Below are 19,723 nucleotides of genomic sequence, written 5' to 3' on the forward strand. Positions count from 1 at the left end.
AAAACCCCTTAAAGGATGACGTTCGTTTGTCAGTGAGTAAAATAAAAAAGTTGTTTAAAAAATGGTTTGAATATAACTTTATACCATCTTTTTCTATTATTAAGTATAATATACAAAATGATATATGAATATTTGTATAGTTAAGAAAAGGGCAGTTATTAGGAGGAAGGTAAGATGTATTTAGAAAATGAAAGAATTTATTTAAGAAATCTTCAGGTATCAGACGCACCAATAATGCTAGAAAATACAACAGATGAAGAAATACGTTATATGACAGGTACAAAACCTAACTTTACGTTAAATCAGATTAAAGCTCATATAAATAATGTAAATAATGATTCATCACGTTATGATTTTGCCATCTGTTTAAAAAATAATGACCAAATGATCGGCGAATTATCTATCTTTGAAATTGATGAAGAAAATAATAAAGCAGGTTTTAGAATATCAATGAGTTCTATTGAATTAACTGGAAAAGGATATGGGACTGAAGCTATAATAATTGTATTGCGCTTTGTTTTTGAAGAATTGAAATTGAATCGTTTGCAACTAGAGGTATTCAGTCATAATCTGCGAGGAATAAGAGTATATGAAAAAGTTGGATTTGTAAAAGAGGGTGTTTTACGTGAATCTTTATATTATAACGGGACTTACTCGGATGAAGTTATCATGGCTATACTCAGAAAAGATTATGAAAATTTGCCATTAAAATAATCTTTTTTTTAGAAGTTGTGTGTCTTTGTGAAAGTGATCTTAATTTTAAATATTCTTTCTCTGAAATTTAAACAACTTTATTTTTGGGCCGAAGTGCGTATGGCTAGGTACGGCATGGGCATGCGATTACTAAAATTATAATAGAGATAAGTCTCTGTATATTTAGTAGTCCCCTAAAAAGTGATGAGTGCCCCACATCTCTCGAATGTTATATTGATATAATAGTAAAGATATGAAAGTTAGATTTTTAAGGTTCGTATATAAAAAAACAGCGTACACCGGTTTAACCTGGTATAACGCTGTTTTTTTAGTTTGTATGGTTGTAGATTACAATAGTAAATTTCAGACGCGCAAAGTAGATTATAACATTGCTAAGCCGAAAGCTAATGTAGAAATAACCATAATAGCAATCATTGCATATACAACAATTTTTTGAAATTTCTTATTACTCATTTCTCGTTCGCTCCTTCTTTTCCTACAAATATTCTATCAAATTTGAAAAATTACACAAGTGCTAGAGTTTTTATTATAAATTATGTACAATTGTGTTATACAACAAAGAAGGAGTTGGGGAGAAGTGGAGAACGTTGACCACATCGGTATTGCAGTACGTAATCTTGATGAACAAATTACATATTACACAGATGTGTTGGGCTTACCTTTGTTAAAAATAGAAGAAGTAGTGACTGAGCAAGTTCGTGTAGCATTTATAGATGCGGGGAATACACATATTGAATTGCTTGAACCGATGAGTGAAGAAAGCGCTATCTTTAAGTTTATTGAAAAAAGAGGAGAAGGTATTCATCACGTTGCTCTAGGGGTAAAGGGTATTGAAGGGAAGATGGCAGACCTTCGCGAACAAGGTGTTCGCCTACTATCAGATGAACCACGTCCAGGCGCTGGTGGCTCAAAAATGGCCTTTATTCATCCAAAGTCATCTAATGGAGTGCTTTACGAGTTATACGATAAAAGTGAGTCGGGGGAGTAATCATCTATGGATATGTTCGATAAAATCAATGAGTTATATGATAGAAAACGTGAAATTGAATTAGGTGGCGGTGATGACCGCATCGTAAAACAACATGAAAAAGGTAAATTAACTGCACGTGAACGTATTAACTTACTAGTAGACGAAGGTACTTTCGTTGAGATTAATCCTTTCGTAAAACATCGAACTACAGACTTTGGTATGGATACAAAAGAAGGACCTGGAGACGGCGTTGTTACAGGTTACGGTAAAGTAAACGGTCGTCCAATCTACCTGTTCTCACAAGACTTTACAGTTTTCGGCGGTGCACTTGGGGAAATGCATGCAATGAAAATTGCGAATGTTATGGATTTAGCGGCTAAAAACGGTACGCCTTTCGTTGGCTTAAACGATTCTGGTGGTGCTCGTATCCAAGAGGGTGTTGTATCTCTTGATGGATATGGTCATATATTCTACCGAAACTCAATCTATTCTGGTGTGATTCCACAAATCTCAGTTATTATGGGACCTTGTGCAGGAGGAGCAGTATATTCACCAGCAATTACTGACTTCGTATTCATGGTAGATAAGACAAGCCAAATGTTCATCACAGGACCAAAAGTAATCGAAACAGTAACAGGGGAGAAAATTTCTTCTGAAGATTTAGGTGGCTCAAAAGTTCATAACTCAATCAGTGGAGCTGCACACTTCCGCGGGCCATCTGAAGAAGAGGTATTACAACAAGTACGTGATTTACTTGCTTACCTACCTCAAAATAATGAACAAAAACCACCAAGTATTGAACCACAAGATAATGACGATTATTTAGAAAATATTATTGAATTAGTTCCAGTAGAAGCAACGCGTCCATACGATATTCGCAAAGTTATTGAAGAAATCGTTGATCCAAGTTCTTTTATGGAAGTACATAAAGAATTTGCGAAAAATGTCGTAGTGGGGCTTGCGCGTATTAAAGGGGACGTAGTAGGTCTAGTATGTAACCAACCAAAAGTAATGGCTGGTGGACTGGATATTGACTCATCAGATAAAGCATCTCGCTTCATCCGTTTCTGTGACTCATTCAATATTCCAATCATCACATTTGAAGACGTTACTGGCTTCTTCCCGGGCATTAAACAAGAGCATGGTGGGATTATCCGTCACGGCGCGAAAATCTTATATGCATACTCAGAAGCAACTGTACCGAAAATTACAGTAATCCTTCGTAAAGCATACGGTGGTGCATACGTAGCACTTAATTCTAAAGCAATTGGTGCTGATATGGTATACGCTTGGCCAAACGCTGAAATTGCCGTTATGGGACCAAATGGAGCAGCGAACATTATCTTCGCTCGCGAAATTGATAACAGCGATGATCCAGAGGCAACACGTGCAGCGAAAATTGAAGAATACCGCGAAAAATTCGCAAATCCATATGTAGCAGCATCTCATGGCTTAGTAGACGATGTAATCGACCCACGTGAAACACGTATCAAACTTATCCAAGCTCTTGATATGATGAAAACGAAAAAAGAAACAAGACCAGCTAAGAAACATGGGAATATTCCTCTTTAATGTTGAGGATGTCCGACGTCCTGTCGCAACGGTTGCATGACTAACATCCTGTTAGCCCAAAGCGCTTATTAATACAAGACAAGCAAGAAAAACAGTCAAGACCAACATTTATGAAAAGCACCTCCCATCGTTAGTTAAAACTAACAATAGGAGGTGCTTTTATGACCAGACATAAATTTGGTAATTAATCAGTTGTAGTTAAACATTATTTTTTAAGGAACAGCACCATATACTCTGAATCATAATAATCATTATTGATTTTAAGTGCGCGTTCTTCGAGTCCATATGTTTTGAAACCCATTTTAATATAGAGATTTTTCGCTCTATCATTAGTTGTTATCACTTCTAGATTAATTTTTTCTATTGCTTCAATTGACTTTGCATGATTGATTGCCGTTAATAGGAGTGCTTTACCAACGCTTAATCTACGAAATTTAGGACTTACATACATGGCAAAAATATTAGCTCTATGATGAAGTTTTGAAGTGAATTCTTGAACCAAAGTTACAACACCTATTAGTTCTTGATCATTGAAAGCCCCAAATGTGAAAGTTCCTTCGGTCGATAAATTTTTCAACACAGTTTCAACAGGGAATTCTCTTTTAATAGCTTCTTCATAGCTTGAAGAAAATGCTTCTGGGTTATTTTTTAATGCTTCTAATCTCAAAACCCAATAACTTTTTGCATCTGATGATTCTAACAATCTAATATCCATGAGTGCTCCTTTCAAATAGTGAAAATGACAATTAAAGGAAATTGAAAATTTAAATTATCCATTTTTACTTTAAGTAAATTCTCCTCACATCAATAAAAATCCTTCATATTAATAGTTTGAATATACAATTAATATCGCTGCGCATGAAGAAAAATATGTGTAGAGGCCAATATTAATACAAAGTCGCTACATTTAATCTATCAAACTAAATTAGAAATTAGAGAATGCCTAAGTAAATTACAGGAGTTCACTTAAATTCTATGCTAAAATAAGGGAATAAGAAGATAGTAAAATCTAGTTAATAAAGGGGTTCTTTCATAATGACAAGTCGTATCGTAGAAGAATTTTTGGAACTCGTACAAATTGATTCTGAAACATTCCATGAAGAGAAAATTTCACCTGTATTAAAAACTAAATTAGAAGCATTAGGCTTTGAAGTTGAAGAAGATGATGCGGCAAGCCGTAATGGCCATGCTTCAGGTAACTTAATCTGTACCCTACGCGGGACTGTAGATGCACAACCAATTTACTTTACATCACATATGGACACTGTAGTACCTGGTAAAGGAATTAAACCAATCCTCAAAGAAGATGGCTATATCCATTCTGATGGTACTACGATTTTAGGAGCGGATGATAAAGCTGGAATAGCAGCTCTTCTTGAGTTACCAAAACGCTTAAAAGAACAAAATATTACTCATGGTGATATTCAGTACATTATTACTGCTGGCGAAGAGAGTGGTTTAGCAGGAGCGAAAAAGCTAGACCCATCTAAAATCTTTGCTAAATATGGCTTCGCCGTTGATAGTGACTGTAAAGTAGGTGGCATCGTAACTGCAGCACCTTTCCAAGCGAAAGTAGAAGCTGTTATCTATGGTAAAACAGCTCACGCTGGTGTTGCACCTGAGAAAGGAATTTCAGCTATTACAGTTGCAGCAAAATCAATTGCAGCGATGAAATTAGGTCGTTTAGATGCTGAAACAACAGCAAACATTGGTCGCTTTGAAGGTGGACAAGCAACGAATATCGTTTGTGATGAAGTGCATATTTTAGCTGAAGCCCGTTCAATTAATGAAGCGAAATTAGAGGCACAAACTGTCCATATGAAAGAAGTTTTCGAACAAACTGCTGAAAAAATGGGTGGTAAAGCCGAAGTAACTATTAAGCGCATGTACCCAGGTTTTCGTTTCACTGAGGAAGATTTAGTTGTGAAAGTGGCTCAAGAAGCAGTTCGTAAAATTGGTCGTACACCAGAAATTTTGACAAGTGGTGGGGGTAGTGATGCAAATGTGATCGCTGGATTTGGCATTCCTACAGTCAATCTTGCTGTCGGTTATGAAGACATCCACACGACAAAAGAACGTATCCCAGTTGAAGAATTAGAAAAACTTGCGGACTTATTAGTGGAAATTGTAAAATGCGCAGCTGAAGTTAAATAACACATATTACAAGAAGAGGTAGAAGCCAATGTCTAGTAGTAAAGTAGTCGTTTTCCGTTGTGGTCAAGAAGAATATGCGGTTCCTATCGATCACGTCGTATCGATCGAGAAAATGGAACATGTTAATCCCATTCCACACTTACCAAGCTATGTAACGGGTTTAATGAGAATGCGCGGAGAACTAATGCCGATATTAGATTTCGAGCAAATCTTATACAGAGGTCAAGCAACGGGAGATCAAGTGCGAATAGTTGTTTTACAAACAGGTGATTTCCTATTTGGTCTACTCGTTGTCGAAGCAAAAGAAATTCTCGATATTCCAGCTGAACATTTGCAACAAATAGGTCTAGTGAATTATTCCAAAACAAAATATTTCACAGCAGTTGCCAATCTAGAAGAACGAATGATTACAATCGTTTCGCCTACAGTACTGGTTGACTCGCTTGAAGGTATTAAAGAACTCAAAGCCTATATGCAAAAATTAAAAGAAGACGAAAGAGCAGCCAAAGCCTAGTTCGTTAGTAAATAAGGTATCCTTAGTCAAAGACTGAGGATGCTTTTTTATGTGGTTTTAAAGTCTTGTGATCGAATTAGAAATTAACTTAGGATTGCGGCGAAGGGGCAGTACCATTAAATGAAATGGCGTGAAGCTATTAATATGCGAAAAGGAAGAAGTTAGAAGGTATCACTAGATCTTATAAGAACAAAAATACCAACATCTGTTCGTTATTTTTGCTATAATATTCATAATAAAAGAAGCAGGAGAGATGTGTGATGGCAGAGCTGAAACAAAAAGGGAGAATAATTTTTCATATCGATATGAACTGTTTCTATGCCTCTGTAGAGCAATCACATGATCCAACACTTAAAGGTAAAGCAATAGCCATTGCGGGTAACCCGAAGGAGCGACGTGGCATTCTCGTCACTTGTTCGTATGAAGCGCGTGCAAAAGGGGTTTATACGACGATGGCTGTGTGGGAAGCAAAGCGAAAATGTCCTGAGCTCATTTTGTTGCCACCGAATTTTGAACGCTATCGTATTGCTTCAAAAGCGATATTTGACATACTTCGAACATATACCGAACTTGTAGAGCCCGTATCAATCGATGAAGGTTATATTGATGTTACGGAACTTGTAAATGGAAGAGAAGCGATAGAGCTCGCAGAAAGCATTCAAAAACGGATTTTAAATGAACTGGATTTGCCATCATCTATTGGAATTGCACCCAATAAGTTTTTAGCTAAAACAGCTTCTGACATGAAAAAGCCTATGGGTATTACCGTTTTAAGAAAACGTGAACTATCAAATATTTTATGGTCATTACCAGTTATTGAAATGCATGGCGTGGGTGAGAGTACAGCAAAAAAACTAAACGAACTAAAAATCAACACAATTGGTGATCTAGCACAAGCCTCTGAAGCCTTTTTAAAAAGTAACTTAGGAAAAAATGGTGCAAGGTTAAAAGACAGAGCAAATGGTATTGATAACAGGGAAGTCGATCCAAATTCGATTTATGATACCAAGAGCGTAGGTAATTCTACAACTTTGCCAATCGATTTAGTCGAATGGGATGAAGTTCGTAAAACAATCGATGGTCTTTGTGAAAGAGTGGCAAAACGTCTTTCAGCTAAAAATTTAGCAGGCCATACGTTATCCATTCAAATTCGAGATGCAGATTGGCATAACTCAAGTCGTAGCAAAACCTTTTCCAATGCTATTTATAAAAAATCAGATATTCTTGAAATAGCCGTTGATTTGACTCGAAAACATTGGCATGGTGAACCTGTTCGATTACTCGGCGTGACGGTGAGTAATGTGATTGACCGCAAGGAAACAGCAGAGCAGTTATCTATTTTCAACTATGAACAACATGCCAAAGAGGAACCAATTATCCAAGTAGTGGAGCAGCTCCAAAAGAAATTCGGTAAAGAAATCATCTCAAAAGGTATGAAAGAAAAGAAAAAGCCCAATTATGAATCACAAACGAGTTTTAGCAAAGACTTTTTGGAAGATCATAAGGATTAATAAAAAAATCTTTAGGGGGAGCATTATGAATAAGTTAAATGAAGAGTATGGAAGTCTAAAAGTAGTCTGCCCTTACGATTGCGGAAATGCACCTAAAAAGAAGTTACTTCAAGAACTTACTATTGCTATTGCAAAAAATGATCAAAGTTTCATTCTTGAGCATTTGAAGGATGATGTATGTTGGGATATCGTTGGTAATAAGCAGATCCAAGGCAATAATCATGTTGTTGAAATATTGTCAAAAAAGGAGAAAGACAGAGCAACAGAGTTACATATTAATAACATTATTACGCATGGGAGTACTGGTTCTATTAATGGCATTATAATTTTAGAAAGTAAGAAGCGTTATGCTTTCTGTGATATCTATAATTTCACAAGTGCCGGAAAAACCTCAAAGATAAAAGAAATAACTTCTTTTTTAATTGAAGTAAAATAAATTAAATTTAGCTCTCATTAGAAATAATAGTAACAATCATAAACCTAACTAAAGAGTATGTATTGCATATTAAAGGTGTGTATCAATGTCCATTTGGTGATTGATGAGCATCTTTTTTTGTTATACTAGTTAAAAGACATTAGCAATACCGAAGCATAAATAGCAAGGAATCATTATGAGGATTCTTCATATGTTGATCATTGTATATTTCGTAAGGAGGACTTCATTTGCATATACAATTTTTAGGTACAGGTGCTGGAATGCCGTCAAAAACACGGAATACAAGTGCACTAGCCGTTAAATTATTAGAAGAACGTGGTACATTTTGGCTGTTTGATTGTGGTGAAGCGACGCAGCATCAAATTTTACATACAACATTAAAGCCAAGAAAATTAGAGAAAATATTTATCACTCATTTACACGGAGATCATATATTTGGGCTCCCTGGCTTACTTAGTTCTCGCTCTTTCCAAGGGGGAGAAGAACTACTTACCATCTATGGACCAGCAGGATTAAAGAATTGGGTAGAATTAACCTTACAGCTGTCACAAACCCATCTTAATTATCCTATTGAATTTGTTGAGGTTACTGAAGGCGTGGTCTTTGAAGATGATGATTTTGTCGTTACAGCAAAACCATTACAGCATGTCATATCTTGCTTTGGCTACCGGATTGAACAAAAGCCTCTACCAGGAACATTGCAAATTGAAAAAGCTATAGCATTGGGAGTTCCTAAGGGCTCACTATTGGGTCAATTGAAAAATGGCTATGACATTACTTTAGAAGATGGTCGAATAGTGAAAAGTAGTGACGTCACAGATCCACCTAAAGATGGCTTTATCGTTTCGATTTTAGGAGACACACGCTCGTGTGAAAATGCTATTTTACTTAGTGAAAATGCGGATATTGTCGTGCATGAATCAACATTTGATCATGCAACGGAAGCACTAGCTGCCAATTACGGTCACTCCACAAATATGGATGCAGCAAACATAGCTATTAAAGCAGGAGCAAAAAATTTATTGCTAAATCATTTAAGCGCAAGATTTTTCCCTCAAGATATAAAAAACATGTTACAAGAAGTACATGAAGTGTTTGAAAATGCCTATATCGTAGCCGATTTCGAGGAATATGAGTGGCATCAAGAAAAGTTAGCTCCTTTTAGTCAGTAATAGAATTGAGAAAAAGCTATCCATTTAATTTTGGATAGCTTTTTTACAATGAATATAGAGTAACAACCAAGCTGTTAAATTCATACACAGTTTTATCAAATTCTCATGTTAACCTTCAGTAATTATTAACATATCATTCTCATCGAACTCCCAGTTCTCTCCGTAAGCAACTTCCCAGTAATAGCCGTTTGGGTCTTGGAAATAGCCACTATATCCACCCCAAAAAACTGTTTCAGGTTCTTTCACAATTTTCGCACCAGCTTTTTTTGCTAATACAAATATTTCATCAACCTCTTCTTTTGACTTTCCATTATAAGCAAGGGTAAATCCACTAAAGCCATGGTTGATTGCAGGTGGATTATCTTCATCAATATCTTGTGCTAAGCGATAAATTGGAAATAGTGAAATTTTTGTTCCTCCATTATTAAAGAAAATTACATCTGGATCGGCGTCGTTCCCGTATACAAATGCTTCAAATCCAAGTCCATCGCGATAAAAACGTAATGACTTTAACATATCTTTAACACCCAAAGTAACTAAATTTAAACGATTCATGCTCCAATCCCCTTTAAGATACTCTATTTTTTAAAGCCTTATTGATGTAATTCTATTTAAGTTTCAAATAACCTTCTTTTATTAGATGTTTGACCTTTTTACATATTGAAAAAAGCATGGTTTGAAAAAATTCTTTCAAAACATGCTCAGGACTTTATAGAAATTGACAATCAAAAAATCACTTAGAATAACTACTTAGCGATATTTTTTAGAGCCATATAACTTTCTGGTACTTCTTTTTCCGTTGTCCTCCATCTCCCAAACAACATGAGACAAAGTGCAATTGCTACTACACTTCCAGCAAAAATGAGAGCAACATTATAACTCTTATAATAAGCGGCAAGTTTGCCAGCAATTAATGGGCCAATAATTTGCCCAAGCGCATAGAGGGTCGTTAGAGCAGATACAACACTAGCACTCTTTGCTGGAAATAATTGTCTTGCATAAGACGTGGTCATCGTCACGATTCCAACAAACGTCATACCGAATAAAAATGCCGATGTCATTACACCGAAAATAGTCGGAGAGACGATTGGAAGTAAAATACCAATGACTTGTAAAATATACGCAATCGAAATGATACGAACAGGTGAATATTTTGACATCAACATAATCCAAAGTGGAGCAGATGGAATGGCACCAATACCGACAACAACCCAGCTATAGGATGCATACTCTCTTAAATTAGGAATTTCATGAATTATATCAACTAAAAACGTGCCGGTCACAATATAGCCAAGACCTTCTAATCCGTAAGCAAGTGCCATCCAAGGCATAAATCCTTTCCAAACCTTCTCGGAGACTACTGCTTTCTTATCCTGTTCATGAGCTGTCAGCTTACGCCACAAGAGCATCGTCGTTAATACGAACAACACGGATAACATACCAAGCCCTATCCAAGCACCTTGCCAAGAAAAAGCCGATTCTAAAATAGGGACAAAAATGCCCGAAAGAGCAATTCCTAAACCAATACCGCTAAAAATATAGCCTGACCATTTCGTCAACAAATGACCAGCAAGATAATCCATCAACATACTAGAAGTTAATACAAACATCAAGCCACCTGTAATCCCCGCAATCAAGCGTAAAATCAACCAAATCCATAAACTATCAAGCAACCCCATACCAAAAACAGAAAGTACATTGATGAATGCGCACCATCCGAGGATTCCTTTTGGATGGCGGGTTATAAAACCAGCCCAAAGTGCCCCAAAGAAATATCCTACATAATTTGCAGAAGCCAGCATCCCCGCAGTTTCTACAGATAATCCAACATCTTGTCGCATAAATGGCAAAATCGGTGTAAGTGCAAATCGGCTAATCCCCATCGCCACTACTAAAAACAAAATTCCCCCAATAATCATCCCAGCATGTCTTCGATTCACCAAAGCACCCCCATATGTAGAAAAAAAGACCAAAAACCTTAATAACAGTATAAATTAGTAAAAGTGTTTTGGATATAGATGAAAATGTAAAATGATTGGAGGGCTAAGGGGGAATGAGCGGTTGGAGATGGAGGTTGTGAGTAGTGTTAAAGATAGGGAGAGTAGCGCTAAAGAGAGAGTGAGTAGCGCCAAAGGAGAGCGAGTAGCGCCAAAAGGAGAGTGAGTAGTGCCAAAGGGAGAGCGAGTAGCGCCAAAAGGAGAGTGAGTAGCGCCAAAGGAGAGCGAGTAGCGCCAAAAGGAGCGTGAGTAGCACCAAAGGGAGAGCGAGTAGCGCCAAAGGGAGAGCGAGTAGCGCCAAAAGGAGAGTGAGTAGCGCCAAAAGGAGAGTGAGTAGCACCAAAAGGAGAGTGAGTAGCGCCAAAGGGACCGAGTAGCGCCAAAGTAAATACGAGCAACCCAAAAACCAACCAAACACTCCACAATTATCATACTTCTAAGCAAGAAAGCATCAACCGTAACATATGTATAACTATCTAAAGGGGGGATGAAAATGAGGATAAACTGGAAAATTCGATTAAAAAACCCGCAATTTTGGTTTCATATGTTTTTGGCAGTTACATCATCTATAGGGGGATATCTCGGTATTACAGGGGAGGATGTCAGTACTTGGCCAAAATTATTTGATGTCCTACTTCAAGCTATTTCAAATCCTTTTGTTCTTTTTACGGTGATCGTTGCTGTTTATAATTCTGTTATTGATCCGACAACGAGTGGCATAAGTGATAGTAAACAAGCACTTCGATATACAAAAGTGAAGTGTGATGAAAAATAATATTCATGAAAAAAATCGGTACAAGTTGACCACACAAAATAAGATTTATTTAATACATTAAACTGAGGAGGAAATAGAACCTTTAAAGTAACATTACCTCTAATTATTAAAGCATTATTTATAGATGGGAGGGGTACTATGAATGTAACAGAATTTGTTGCTGCGTTAATTGATGATATGATTTGGCCAATTGTCATACTACTAGCTATCCTATTATTTAGAAAGCAAATAGGATTTATACTAACGAATCTCACCAAATTTTCTTTCAACAATATAGAGTTGGATTTTGGAAAAAAACTAGATGTTTTAGAAAAGAAATTAAATAACTCTAACCTAATTGAGAACAAAATTTTTGAACTTGATAGTATGGATTATGAAATTCTCAAAATTGCAAAAGAATCACCAGGCGAGTCGATTTCAATGATCTGGGGAATGGTAGAAAACGAACTAAAAACTACAGTACACCGACTTGGTATCAACCAGTTAAATGATGAAGTAACATTTTCACATGAAGACATTCGCCTATTAAAAGAATATAACTTAATAGATGGAGAAATATTTACAACTTTTAATGAACTTCGAAACATGAAAATTCAGCTATCAAGAGGCCAATTTATAAAAAAAGCACCAACATATACAGATGCTTTAAAATACTACGACCTTTCAAATAAAATCATCATTATCTTTAATGATGTAAATATTTCGGTACTTTTGTCAAAAAAGTAGAAATAGATTAGTAGAATTCCTCCTTGCTTAATATGTAAAAAAGCGCTGATTTAAGCGCTTTTTTATATGAGAATAGTTATTTAATTCAATTTAAAGTCATTCCACCAAAAGGGTTAGGAGTATCAGGAAATCCAAAAAGATCCTATAGCTCAATATGTACAAAATCTTGATGATTCTTTAGTAAATTTAGTCACTACAATGGCTATTGAATTACTTAGTATACTCGCGCTCAACTTTGCAAATCTTTACACTGTAATTTTGATACCAATCGTTTATCCCTTTTTGCTGGGCAATTTGATGTGATGGATTCTTTTTCCAATTGCTGATTGCCTCTAAGCTATCCCAATAGGAAATGGTAATGCCGTAACCTAAAGAATCCCGAACACTTTCTACTCCTAAGAAACCAGGCTGTTTACTAGCTAGTTGATCCATTTTTTCTGCCATAATACCATAGCCTTTATCACCCTCAGTTCTTTGGCTTGAAAAAATAACTGCATAATGCGAACCCTTTGATTCATGAACCATGATCATCAGTCTCCCTCATATATTACATTCTATTTTTAAATAGATTATACTATTGAGATCTAAAAAGAGGAATAAAATTCACACATTGGAACCTATGACACAGCATCATATACGCCTACATACACTATTCAAAAAGGAGATTTTCGCCTAATGAATAGTAATTATCCTTTAAGTTTAAGTATTGTGACGAAAAAATATTTGAGAGCGTACTATAAGATCTTGGATACGATGATAAAAGATATGACTAGTGTAATACTTACGAAGAGTATTTCAGATAATTTTATTATGCAGATGATCCCACATCATAGAGCAGCAATCGAAATGTCTAAGAATATTTTACGATACACTACAAATCTTGAATTACAAAGTATTGCTACAAATATTATTTCTGAACAAACGAAAAGTATCACGAATATGCAAGCTATACAGAATAAGTGTAGTAAAATAACTAATACAGATTATGAAAATACTTACTATATGAATGAGTTTAAAGTAATTTCAGATATGATGTTTAACGAAATGTGCTCAGCCCAAATTACAAACGACGTAAATGCAAATTTTGTTAGGGAAATGATTCCACATCATGAAGGCGCTGTCCGCATGTCCTATAACGTACTTATGTTCAATATTTGTCCAGAACTAAAGCCAATTCTCTATGCTATCATCAGTTCTCAATGTAAAGGTATCCAACAAATGCAACAACTACTTTGGCATCTTGATCGATGTTGAAACTATTGAGATAGTAAATGAAAACGCCATTAAGGTTAATGGCGTTTTTTGATGAGGTTTTTTTTCATATCTTTAATTGTTTTAGAACGAAAAAGTGATAACCATAAAAAGTAACAATATTAGGTGTATTAATCAATTGAATAAGGACAACTTCCTAATTATGTATATAAGAATATTTTACAATATTGAACGAAGAAAGGAGAGATAGAAAGATGTTCTATTATGATCCATATGGCAATAAAGTGGCAATCAATACCTTTTTGAATCCAGTTCAACTTACAAGATTTGTAGGTTTTATGGTGGATATCCAGATGAACAACGGACAACTGTATTGTAATGTTCGATTGGATTCTGTTAGTGAATGGGGAAATGAAATGACAAATCCTAATTTTGGCGGAGTACAAATTACAAGATTTGTTAACGGCATTCCACAACAACTACCCCTGCATTCAAGAGATATACAAACAATTACTCAAGCCGGCCAGTTATGCCAAAATACGCGACCTCCATTTCCACCACAACCACCAAATCCTCCGAGACCACCAAGACCACCAAGACCGCCATGGTGTAGGTTCGCTCCCCCGGGATTCCCAGGTTGTTAGGAGGGTGAGTAATGAGCTGAAAACAGGGTTTATATGCAAATATAAGCCTGTTTTTTTATTGAAATTAAACTAATAAACAGACAAGTTAATTTTGTAATGGACAAGTAATTTACTATTCTATTGATTATTGGACTAATATTGCTATAAGAGTGAAAAAAATTAGAGTCGATTCTTAATGGAAGTCGACTTTTTTTATATGGTAAAATACAGTAATTGCCGTAGTTGAAGGTAGTGGGATAGTGAATGTACAAAGTCTATAAAATCATATCAACTATTACATTAATCTTTGCAGTAATTATGAGTGTATGATCTATTATTGAATGCATGAAACGTAAATCATTTGGATTTTCATAAGCTGGTTATACAATTTATAAATCAATTGGCATAAAAATAAATTATCTTCATATTAATTTAGAGAAAAAACATTTATTGGGACAGTGGAATATAAAAATAGAATTTACATGACTGTATTGGTCAATGTTCAATCTGATACGAATACGATAGAAGGTAGTGTTAAAAATATTTTGCCGTTAACAAAAGACAAAGAGGGAGTATGAACATTTGTCTGATAGCGGGTATATAGATCACATAAAATACATGGCGTATTTTTTTATGCAAAACAAAATTTGTGATTTTAATAAGTATCATCAGGAATCCTCTTAAAAATGTTAATTGTTGAATTATATTGTGAAATAGACAGGGGGGAGAAAATTGACTGTAAAACATTGTCCTTTATGTGGTGAGGAAAACAAATGTATGGCAGGAATAGAAGGGCAAAATGAATGCTGGTGTTATATAGAGAAATTTCCTAAAGGGATTTTTGATTTAGTTCCTCAGGAGAGCAAGGGGAAGCAATGTATTTGCAAAAACTGTGTAGATACATATAGAGAAGAAGGTAAGACAAAATAGGAATTCAACTTTGTAAAATCTATAAGCATAGATGGAGGGATCAATTTGAATAAAAAGACTGTGAAAAACAAAATACGTATTGTGATTTTATTATCTATGTTGTTTATTAGTGTTTTGATTTATCCCATTGATAAAAGTTATGCTTGTTCATGTGCTCAGCCGGATCCGCCAAAAGAAGCTTTAAAAAGTAGTTCGGCAGTTTTCTCTGGTAAAGTTATTGAAATTGTTGATAGAAACAAAAATAATGAAATACAATCTTCTGCAGATCCAATTGCTATACTATTTAGCGTAGATAAATCATGGAAAGGTGTTGACCAAACACAAGTCATTGTTTATACAGAAAGGAGTTCAGCCAGTTGTGGCTATGGATTCTCTTTAAAAGAGGAATATTTAATATATGCATATGAGGACAATGGAGAACTAAGAGTTAACGCTTGTTCAAGAACTGCGCCTTTATCCGGAGCTAAAGAGGATATTCAAGCTTTAGGAAAAGGTCAGACGCCTACTGAACAAGTAACATTAGTTTTGGAAAACATTAAAGGGCAAGAAAAAACACCTTCTGTAAACGTAACAAATAATAAACAAATATATATTGCTTTAATAATGTTAGTACTTTTGATAGCTGTTGTAATCATTAGAAGACGTCGAAAAAAATAACTATGATATTGATACAAAAATAGGTACTTTGAATGCAAAAGAAAAGTCGATTCCTTCACTTAATAGGAATTCGACTTTTTTTATTTTTCATATAGTATTCAAAATAATTATTTTCTAGATAACTTTTCTAATTGTGAAGCTTACATGAGTAATTAGAAAAAATCAACTAACTTACTATAATTTTCTATATCGTATAAAATAAAGGTAATATAGTTTTAATGAAATTATAGAATTGAGGGGAAGTTAGATGAAACGAAACTCTATTGAGCAATCTTCAAATAACTATAATGAACAGCTTTTCTCGATTGATGAACAAATTTGTACTTTATTAAAGCAACGCAAGGACCTTTCAATGGATCATCCAGTTTTTCCACCTGATGAAGTGCTTTCAAAATGGGCAACAAAATATGATTTGTATGAAGAATATTTAAGTTCGTTATTTGGAACTGTTAGAATGCATGACTTTTTTAAACCTCAAGTTGAGCCTAGTGGGTTTAGAAAGCATCTACCAGTTTTAAAATCAGTTGAAGTTGATGAAAAATTTTACACTGTCACATTTATAAGACAGTACGAAAATGCCAGTATTGTCCATCTTAATATCGATTGGAATGAAACAATAGATACACGAAAGAATCATCAATTAAATCATAATCATTTTGCATTGTCTATTGGACAAGCTTATGATTGTCGAAATGACAGAGCGTCAGGATCGACTGGGAACTTCATGCATTCATTCATTGTTTCTCCACCAGTACCTGACGATATTTCGGGGATGACTTTAGTGTTTACAGAATACAGCGATATCTTTAATGATAAAGCAACGGGACTGGAGATTGCTATGCATTTGGAGTAGTGCAAATGTATAAAAGAAATAATGTTGTTTAATTCGTTTGGCAAATCCTTAATTTTCGCTTTCGATAGTTAACACAGTTAAGTGTTGTATCAAATTTGAGCAAGATCAACAATTTTTCGGATAACCGATTCAACTTCAGTGGAGTTTTTAATGACAAATAAATGGTCTGCCTCTCCTTTAATCGGTGCGACTACATCATCTTGATTCGTTTCATTGTGCTGTCGACTAAGCACTTCAGCAAAAGTTGATGCGGTTCTTAGTATGGAAGTATCACGCTGACTTTTCGCAACACGATTTTTAAGAACATGTTCAGGAATATCAAAATCCACAAGAATACTCTTAAATCCTTTGTTATGGAATTGTTCGAGTAGCTTCAAACGTCCTTTTTGATTACGATTTGAGTTGCACAAAATAAGATGGCAATTCGTCTCAGTAGTAGCATAATTAACAATGGTTTGTGTCAGAGCGTATTTAATTGTATTCTTTCCTTGTTCCGGTAATATTGTTTGGTAATTCATTTGAAGGAATTCAGCATGCTTATCTTGATCAATGACAACAGAGTTAAACATCTGATTTTCTAAAGCTTTTGCAAATGTAGTTTTACCGCTATGAGTTTTACCAACAGTCATAATTACTAGTCTATTCATAAACGTAACTCCAATCTTAAAAATTCAAGGTAATCTGCACTTTTCTTGAATATTGATATATTAATTGTACAGTAAAAAATGTAAAATATATAACAAATATTGGATTTAACGCAGTTTTTGAAAATAAAGAATAGGGTGGGATAAATAGATGATGAATGAAAGATTTCCTATAGGAGAATTCGTTTGTACAGAACACATTTCAACAGAAGAAATAAAGTCTTGGGAAAATGAAATTCGTACGTTACCAATAAGATTAAAGGATGTAGTCAATCATTTAACTGACGAAGCACTAGAGAATACATATCGAGAAGGTAGTTGGACTATTCGACAAATTGTCCATCACATTGCAGATAGTCATATGAATGCTTATATCCGTTTCAAACTAGCATTAACAGAAGAAACTCCAACAATTAAACCGTATTCTGAAGATAAATGGGCTGAGTTGCCGGATTCAAAATTACCCATCGCCACTTCTTTGAAAATCATTGAATCCTTACATGAGCGTTGGATTTATTTAATTGAAAATTTAACTGATGAACAACTAAAAAGAACATTTATCCATCCTGATTCTGGTGCTGTATCGCTCGAAAAAAACATTGGTATTTATGCATGGCATGGTAATCATCACTTAGCTCATATAAAAAATGCTTTAAAGTAATAAAAAAATTAAATTTTCCTGAAAGATAAAGAATCCATTTTGAACATACTTGTTTTCAAAATGGATTCGTTTTGTTTGCAGTTAATAAATGAGCAGCTGTTTCTTTTTTTAAAACTATACTTTAAATCTACATGGTGACTGAAAGGTAGGGAGGAATAGCATATTACATATGCTATTCAATTTTCCCAGTAATCTTCACTAGGCATTCACCTATATCTCTTCTTTCGCATACCTTACATCTATAGAAAAACTTCCAGTTAGAGAGGAGATTTTTTTGGTGAGCGGAAAAGCGTTACATTATTTTTTTGGGGGAAATACGGCAAGAGGTTTCTTTAGCCTATACGATTCTAATTATGCGGGATTAGAGAAGATCTTCATATTAAAAGGTGGTCCAGGGACTGGGAAGTCGACTTTAATGAAGAATATTGCGAGTGACTGGCAGGAAAAAGGGTATGATGTAGAATTCATCCATTGTGCTTCTGATTCAGATTCTATTGATGGTGTTATTTTTCCTACATTAAAGATAGGGATTGTTGATGGAACGGAACCGCATGTCATAGAACCTAAAGCTCCTGGTGCTATTGAGGAGTATGTGAATCTAGGGAATGCGTGGAATTCACAACAACTTGGCACCAAAACGGATGACATTATTCAATTAATGAAGGAAAAAGAAGAAGCGTATGGGCAAGCTTATCATTCTTATGCAGAAGCGTTAGCCGTTCATGATGAATGGGAAGCAATCTATATTGCCAATATGGATTTTGAAAAGTTAAATGTATTGACTGAGGAGATAAAAGTAACATTTTTTGGGGAAATTCATTTAAATAAGGAAGCAGATGTCCGACATCGTTTTTTAGGAGCAGCTACGCCAATAGGAGCAGTAGATTATGTTCCAAATCTAACTGAGAACATTCGTAAGCGTTACTTTTTAAAAGGCAGACCTGGTTCAGGAAAATCAACTCTTCTGAAGAAATTAGCTTCTACAGCTGAAGAAAGAGGCTTAGATGTTGAGATCTATCACTGCGGATTTGATCCAAATAGTTTGGATATGGTCATCCTCAGAGAACTTGGAATCGCGATTTTTGACAGTACAGCACCTCATGAATATTTTCCATCTCGTGAAGGCGACGAAATAATTGATTTATACAATGTTGCCGTTTTCCCAAGAACGGATGAAATTTATGAAGAGCAAATTTTGGAGATTTCCAAACGATATCGAAATAAAATGAATGAGGGAACAGCAAGTTTAGCTGAAGCAAAAATATCGCACGATAAGTTAGAAGCGATTTATTACGAAGCAGTTGATTTCTCTATTGTTGAAGGTATACAAAAAGAAATTGAAAACACAATAGTTGAGCTATTAAAAGGCTCAACTGTAAATGAGTTTAGGTAACGTATTATAAGAAAGATATAGTCTATTAGCGCAAATCTTAATTGTACATCAGATGTATATCTGTTAATAATATTTAAGTTTTTAGTGAAAAAATATATAAGATTAAGTTACTGGAGAAATTCAGTAACTTTTTTTATAGGCTATTCAAATTTATAAAAGTATAGATTATTAATCCAATGAGAATTTAAACATAATACAATAGCTTACTT

General features: G+C 34.9%; 23 protein-coding genes. 17 read left to right on the forward strand and 6 right to left on the reverse strand.

Features of this window, described 5'->3' with window-relative positions; translation table 11 throughout:
* Positions 1-174 precede the first annotated feature (174 nt).
* On the forward strand, positions 175-714 hold the full coding sequence (locus tag MHH98_RS07180) for a GNAT family N-acetyltransferase (protein WP_076034687.1): 540 nt from the start codon (positions 175-177) through the stop codon (positions 712-714).
* 360 nt (positions 715-1,074) lie between these two features.
* Here the strand turns inward: MHH98_RS07180 and prli42 are convergent, their stop codons facing one another.
* Positions 1,075-1,167 (reverse strand): stressosome-associated protein Prli42, encoded by a 93-nt coding sequence (gene prli42, locus MHH98_RS07185; RefSeq protein WP_155981185.1) that lies wholly within the window; start codon positions 1,165-1,167, stop codon positions 1,075-1,077.
* A 124-nt stretch (positions 1,168-1,291) separates the two neighbouring features.
* Between prli42 and mce the strand changes: the two genes are divergently transcribed.
* Positions 1,292-1,702, forward strand: a complete 411-nt coding sequence (mce, locus tag MHH98_RS07190; protein WP_038184839.1) for a methylmalonyl-CoA epimerase — start codon at positions 1,292-1,294, stop codon at positions 1,700-1,702.
* Positions 1,703-1,708: 6 nt separating this feature from the next.
* On the forward strand, positions 1,709-3,256 hold the full coding sequence (locus MHH98_RS07195) for an acyl-CoA carboxylase subunit beta (RefSeq protein ID WP_038184838.1): 1,548 nt from the start codon (positions 1,709-1,711) through the stop codon (positions 3,254-3,256).
* A gap of 205 nt (positions 3,257-3,461) precedes the next feature.
* Here MHH98_RS07195 and MHH98_RS07200 read toward each other — a convergent pair whose 3' ends face one another.
* Positions 3,462-3,971, reverse strand: coding sequence for a GNAT family N-acetyltransferase (locus MHH98_RS07200; RefSeq protein ID WP_076034686.1), 510 nt, complete (start codon positions 3,969-3,971; stop codon positions 3,462-3,464).
* Positions 3,972-4,291: 320 nt separating this feature from the next.
* Between MHH98_RS07200 and MHH98_RS07205 the strand changes: the two genes are divergently transcribed.
* The 5 genes from MHH98_RS07205 (at position 4,292) to rnz (ending at position 9,043) form a co-directional block, all read left to right on the forward strand.
* Positions 4,292-5,410, forward strand: a complete 1,119-nt coding sequence (locus MHH98_RS07205; RefSeq protein ID WP_340712363.1) for a M20/M25/M40 family metallo-hydrolase — start codon at positions 4,292-4,294, stop codon at positions 5,408-5,410.
* 28 nt (positions 5,411-5,438) lie between these two features.
* The gene (locus MHH98_RS07210) at positions 5,439-5,924 is read left to right on the forward strand and encodes a chemotaxis protein CheW (protein ID WP_038184834.1); all 486 of its coding nucleotides are present in this window, start codon (positions 5,439-5,441) and stop codon (positions 5,922-5,924) included.
* 260 nt (positions 5,925-6,184) lie between these two features.
* Positions 6,185-7,435 (forward strand): DNA polymerase IV, encoded by a 1,251-nt coding sequence (locus MHH98_RS07215; RefSeq protein ID WP_038184832.1) that lies wholly within the window; start codon positions 6,185-6,187, stop codon positions 7,433-7,435.
* Between the two features lie 25 nt (positions 7,436-7,460).
* The gene (locus MHH98_RS07220) at positions 7,461-7,871 is read left to right on the forward strand and encodes a hypothetical protein (RefSeq protein ID WP_038184830.1); all 411 of its coding nucleotides are present in this window, start codon (positions 7,461-7,463) and stop codon (positions 7,869-7,871) included.
* 227 nt (positions 7,872-8,098) lie between these two features.
* Positions 8,099-9,043, forward strand: a complete 945-nt coding sequence (gene rnz / locus MHH98_RS07225; RefSeq protein ID WP_038184827.1) for a ribonuclease Z — start codon at positions 8,099-8,101, stop codon at positions 9,041-9,043.
* A 108-nt stretch (positions 9,044-9,151) separates the two neighbouring features.
* On the opposite strand, the gene MHH98_RS07230 is transcribed toward rnz, so the two are convergent.
* Together MHH98_RS07230 and MHH98_RS07235 are read right to left on the reverse strand one after the other, a co-directional pair.
* A complete protein-coding gene (locus MHH98_RS07230; RefSeq protein ID WP_340712364.1) occupies positions 9,152-9,598 on the reverse strand; it encodes a VOC family protein in 447 nt (148 codons plus the stop codon).
* Positions 9,599-9,789: 191 nt separating this feature from the next.
* Entirely contained in the window at positions 9,790-10,983 is a 1,194-nt protein-coding gene (locus MHH98_RS07235; RefSeq protein WP_076065765.1) for a YbfB/YjiJ family MFS transporter, read from the reverse strand.
* Positions 10,984-11,533: 550 nt separating this feature from the next.
* On the opposite strand from MHH98_RS07235, the gene MHH98_RS07240 reads away from it, so the two are divergent.
* Together MHH98_RS07240 and MHH98_RS07245 are read left to right on the forward strand one after the other, a co-directional pair.
* The gene (locus tag MHH98_RS07240; protein ID WP_038184818.1) at positions 11,534-11,815 is read left to right on the forward strand and encodes a phage holin; all 282 of its coding nucleotides are present in this window, start codon (positions 11,534-11,536) and stop codon (positions 11,813-11,815) included.
* A 138-nt stretch (positions 11,816-11,953) separates the two neighbouring features.
* On the forward strand, positions 11,954-12,541 hold the full coding sequence (locus MHH98_RS07245; protein ID WP_038184816.1) for a hypothetical protein: 588 nt from the start codon (positions 11,954-11,956) through the stop codon (positions 12,539-12,541).
* Between the two features lie 210 nt (positions 12,542-12,751).
* On the opposite strand, the gene MHH98_RS07250 is transcribed toward MHH98_RS07245, so the two are convergent.
* Positions 12,752-13,066 (reverse strand): antibiotic biosynthesis monooxygenase family protein, encoded by a 315-nt coding sequence (locus MHH98_RS07250; protein WP_340712369.1) that lies wholly within the window; start codon positions 13,064-13,066, stop codon positions 12,752-12,754.
* A gap of 150 nt (positions 13,067-13,216) precedes the next feature.
* Here MHH98_RS07250 and MHH98_RS07255 point away from each other — a divergent pair, with 150 nt between their 5' ends.
* From MHH98_RS07255 to MHH98_RS07275, 5 genes are all read left to right on the forward strand, one after another.
* Positions 13,217-13,795 carry a DUF305 domain-containing protein gene (locus MHH98_RS07255; RefSeq protein ID WP_340712371.1) on the forward strand — a complete coding sequence of 193 codons (579 nt, stop codon included), beginning with the start codon at positions 13,217-13,219 and terminating at the stop codon, positions 13,793-13,795.
* 212 nt (positions 13,796-14,007) lie between these two features.
* A complete protein-coding gene (locus MHH98_RS07260) occupies positions 14,008-14,397 on the forward strand; it encodes a hypothetical protein (RefSeq protein WP_076034683.1) in 390 nt (129 codons plus the stop codon).
* Between the two features lie 711 nt (positions 14,398-15,108).
* On the forward strand, positions 15,109-15,306 hold the full coding sequence (locus MHH98_RS07265) for a cysteine-rich CWC family protein (protein WP_038184806.1): 198 nt from the start codon (positions 15,109-15,111) through the stop codon (positions 15,304-15,306).
* 45 nt (positions 15,307-15,351) lie between these two features.
* Positions 15,352-15,963 carry a hypothetical protein gene (locus MHH98_RS07270; RefSeq protein ID WP_235175729.1) on the forward strand — a complete coding sequence of 204 codons (612 nt, stop codon included), beginning with the start codon at positions 15,352-15,354 and terminating at the stop codon, positions 15,961-15,963.
* Between the two features lie 247 nt (positions 15,964-16,210).
* Positions 16,211-16,816: a hypothetical protein gene (locus tag MHH98_RS07275; RefSeq protein ID WP_038184802.1), complete on the forward strand. Its 606-nt coding sequence runs from the start codon at positions 16,211-16,213 to the stop codon at positions 16,814-16,816.
* 89 nt (positions 16,817-16,905) lie between these two features.
* Here the strand turns inward: MHH98_RS07275 and MHH98_RS07280 are convergent, their stop codons facing one another.
* Complete coding sequence (locus MHH98_RS07280) at positions 16,906-17,463, reverse strand: AAA family ATPase (protein WP_038184800.1); 558 nt, start codon at positions 17,461-17,463, stop codon at positions 16,906-16,908.
* Between the two features lie 151 nt (positions 17,464-17,614).
* Between MHH98_RS07280 and MHH98_RS07285 the strand changes: the two genes are divergently transcribed.
* The gene (locus MHH98_RS07285) at positions 17,615-18,121 is read left to right on the forward strand and encodes a YfiT family bacillithiol transferase (RefSeq protein ID WP_179078289.1); all 507 of its coding nucleotides are present in this window, start codon (positions 17,615-17,617) and stop codon (positions 18,119-18,121) included.
* A gap of 277 nt (positions 18,122-18,398) precedes the next feature.
* On the forward strand, positions 18,399-19,514 hold the full coding sequence (locus MHH98_RS07290) for a PRK06851 family protein (RefSeq protein WP_076034681.1): 1,116 nt from the start codon (positions 18,399-18,401) through the stop codon (positions 19,512-19,514).
* Positions 19,515-19,723: the final 209 nt, after the last annotated feature.

This window comes from Viridibacillus sp. FSL H8-0110, assembly GCF_038003565.1.
GTDB lineage: Bacteria > Bacillota > Bacilli > Bacillales_A > Planococcaceae > Viridibacillus > Viridibacillus arenosi.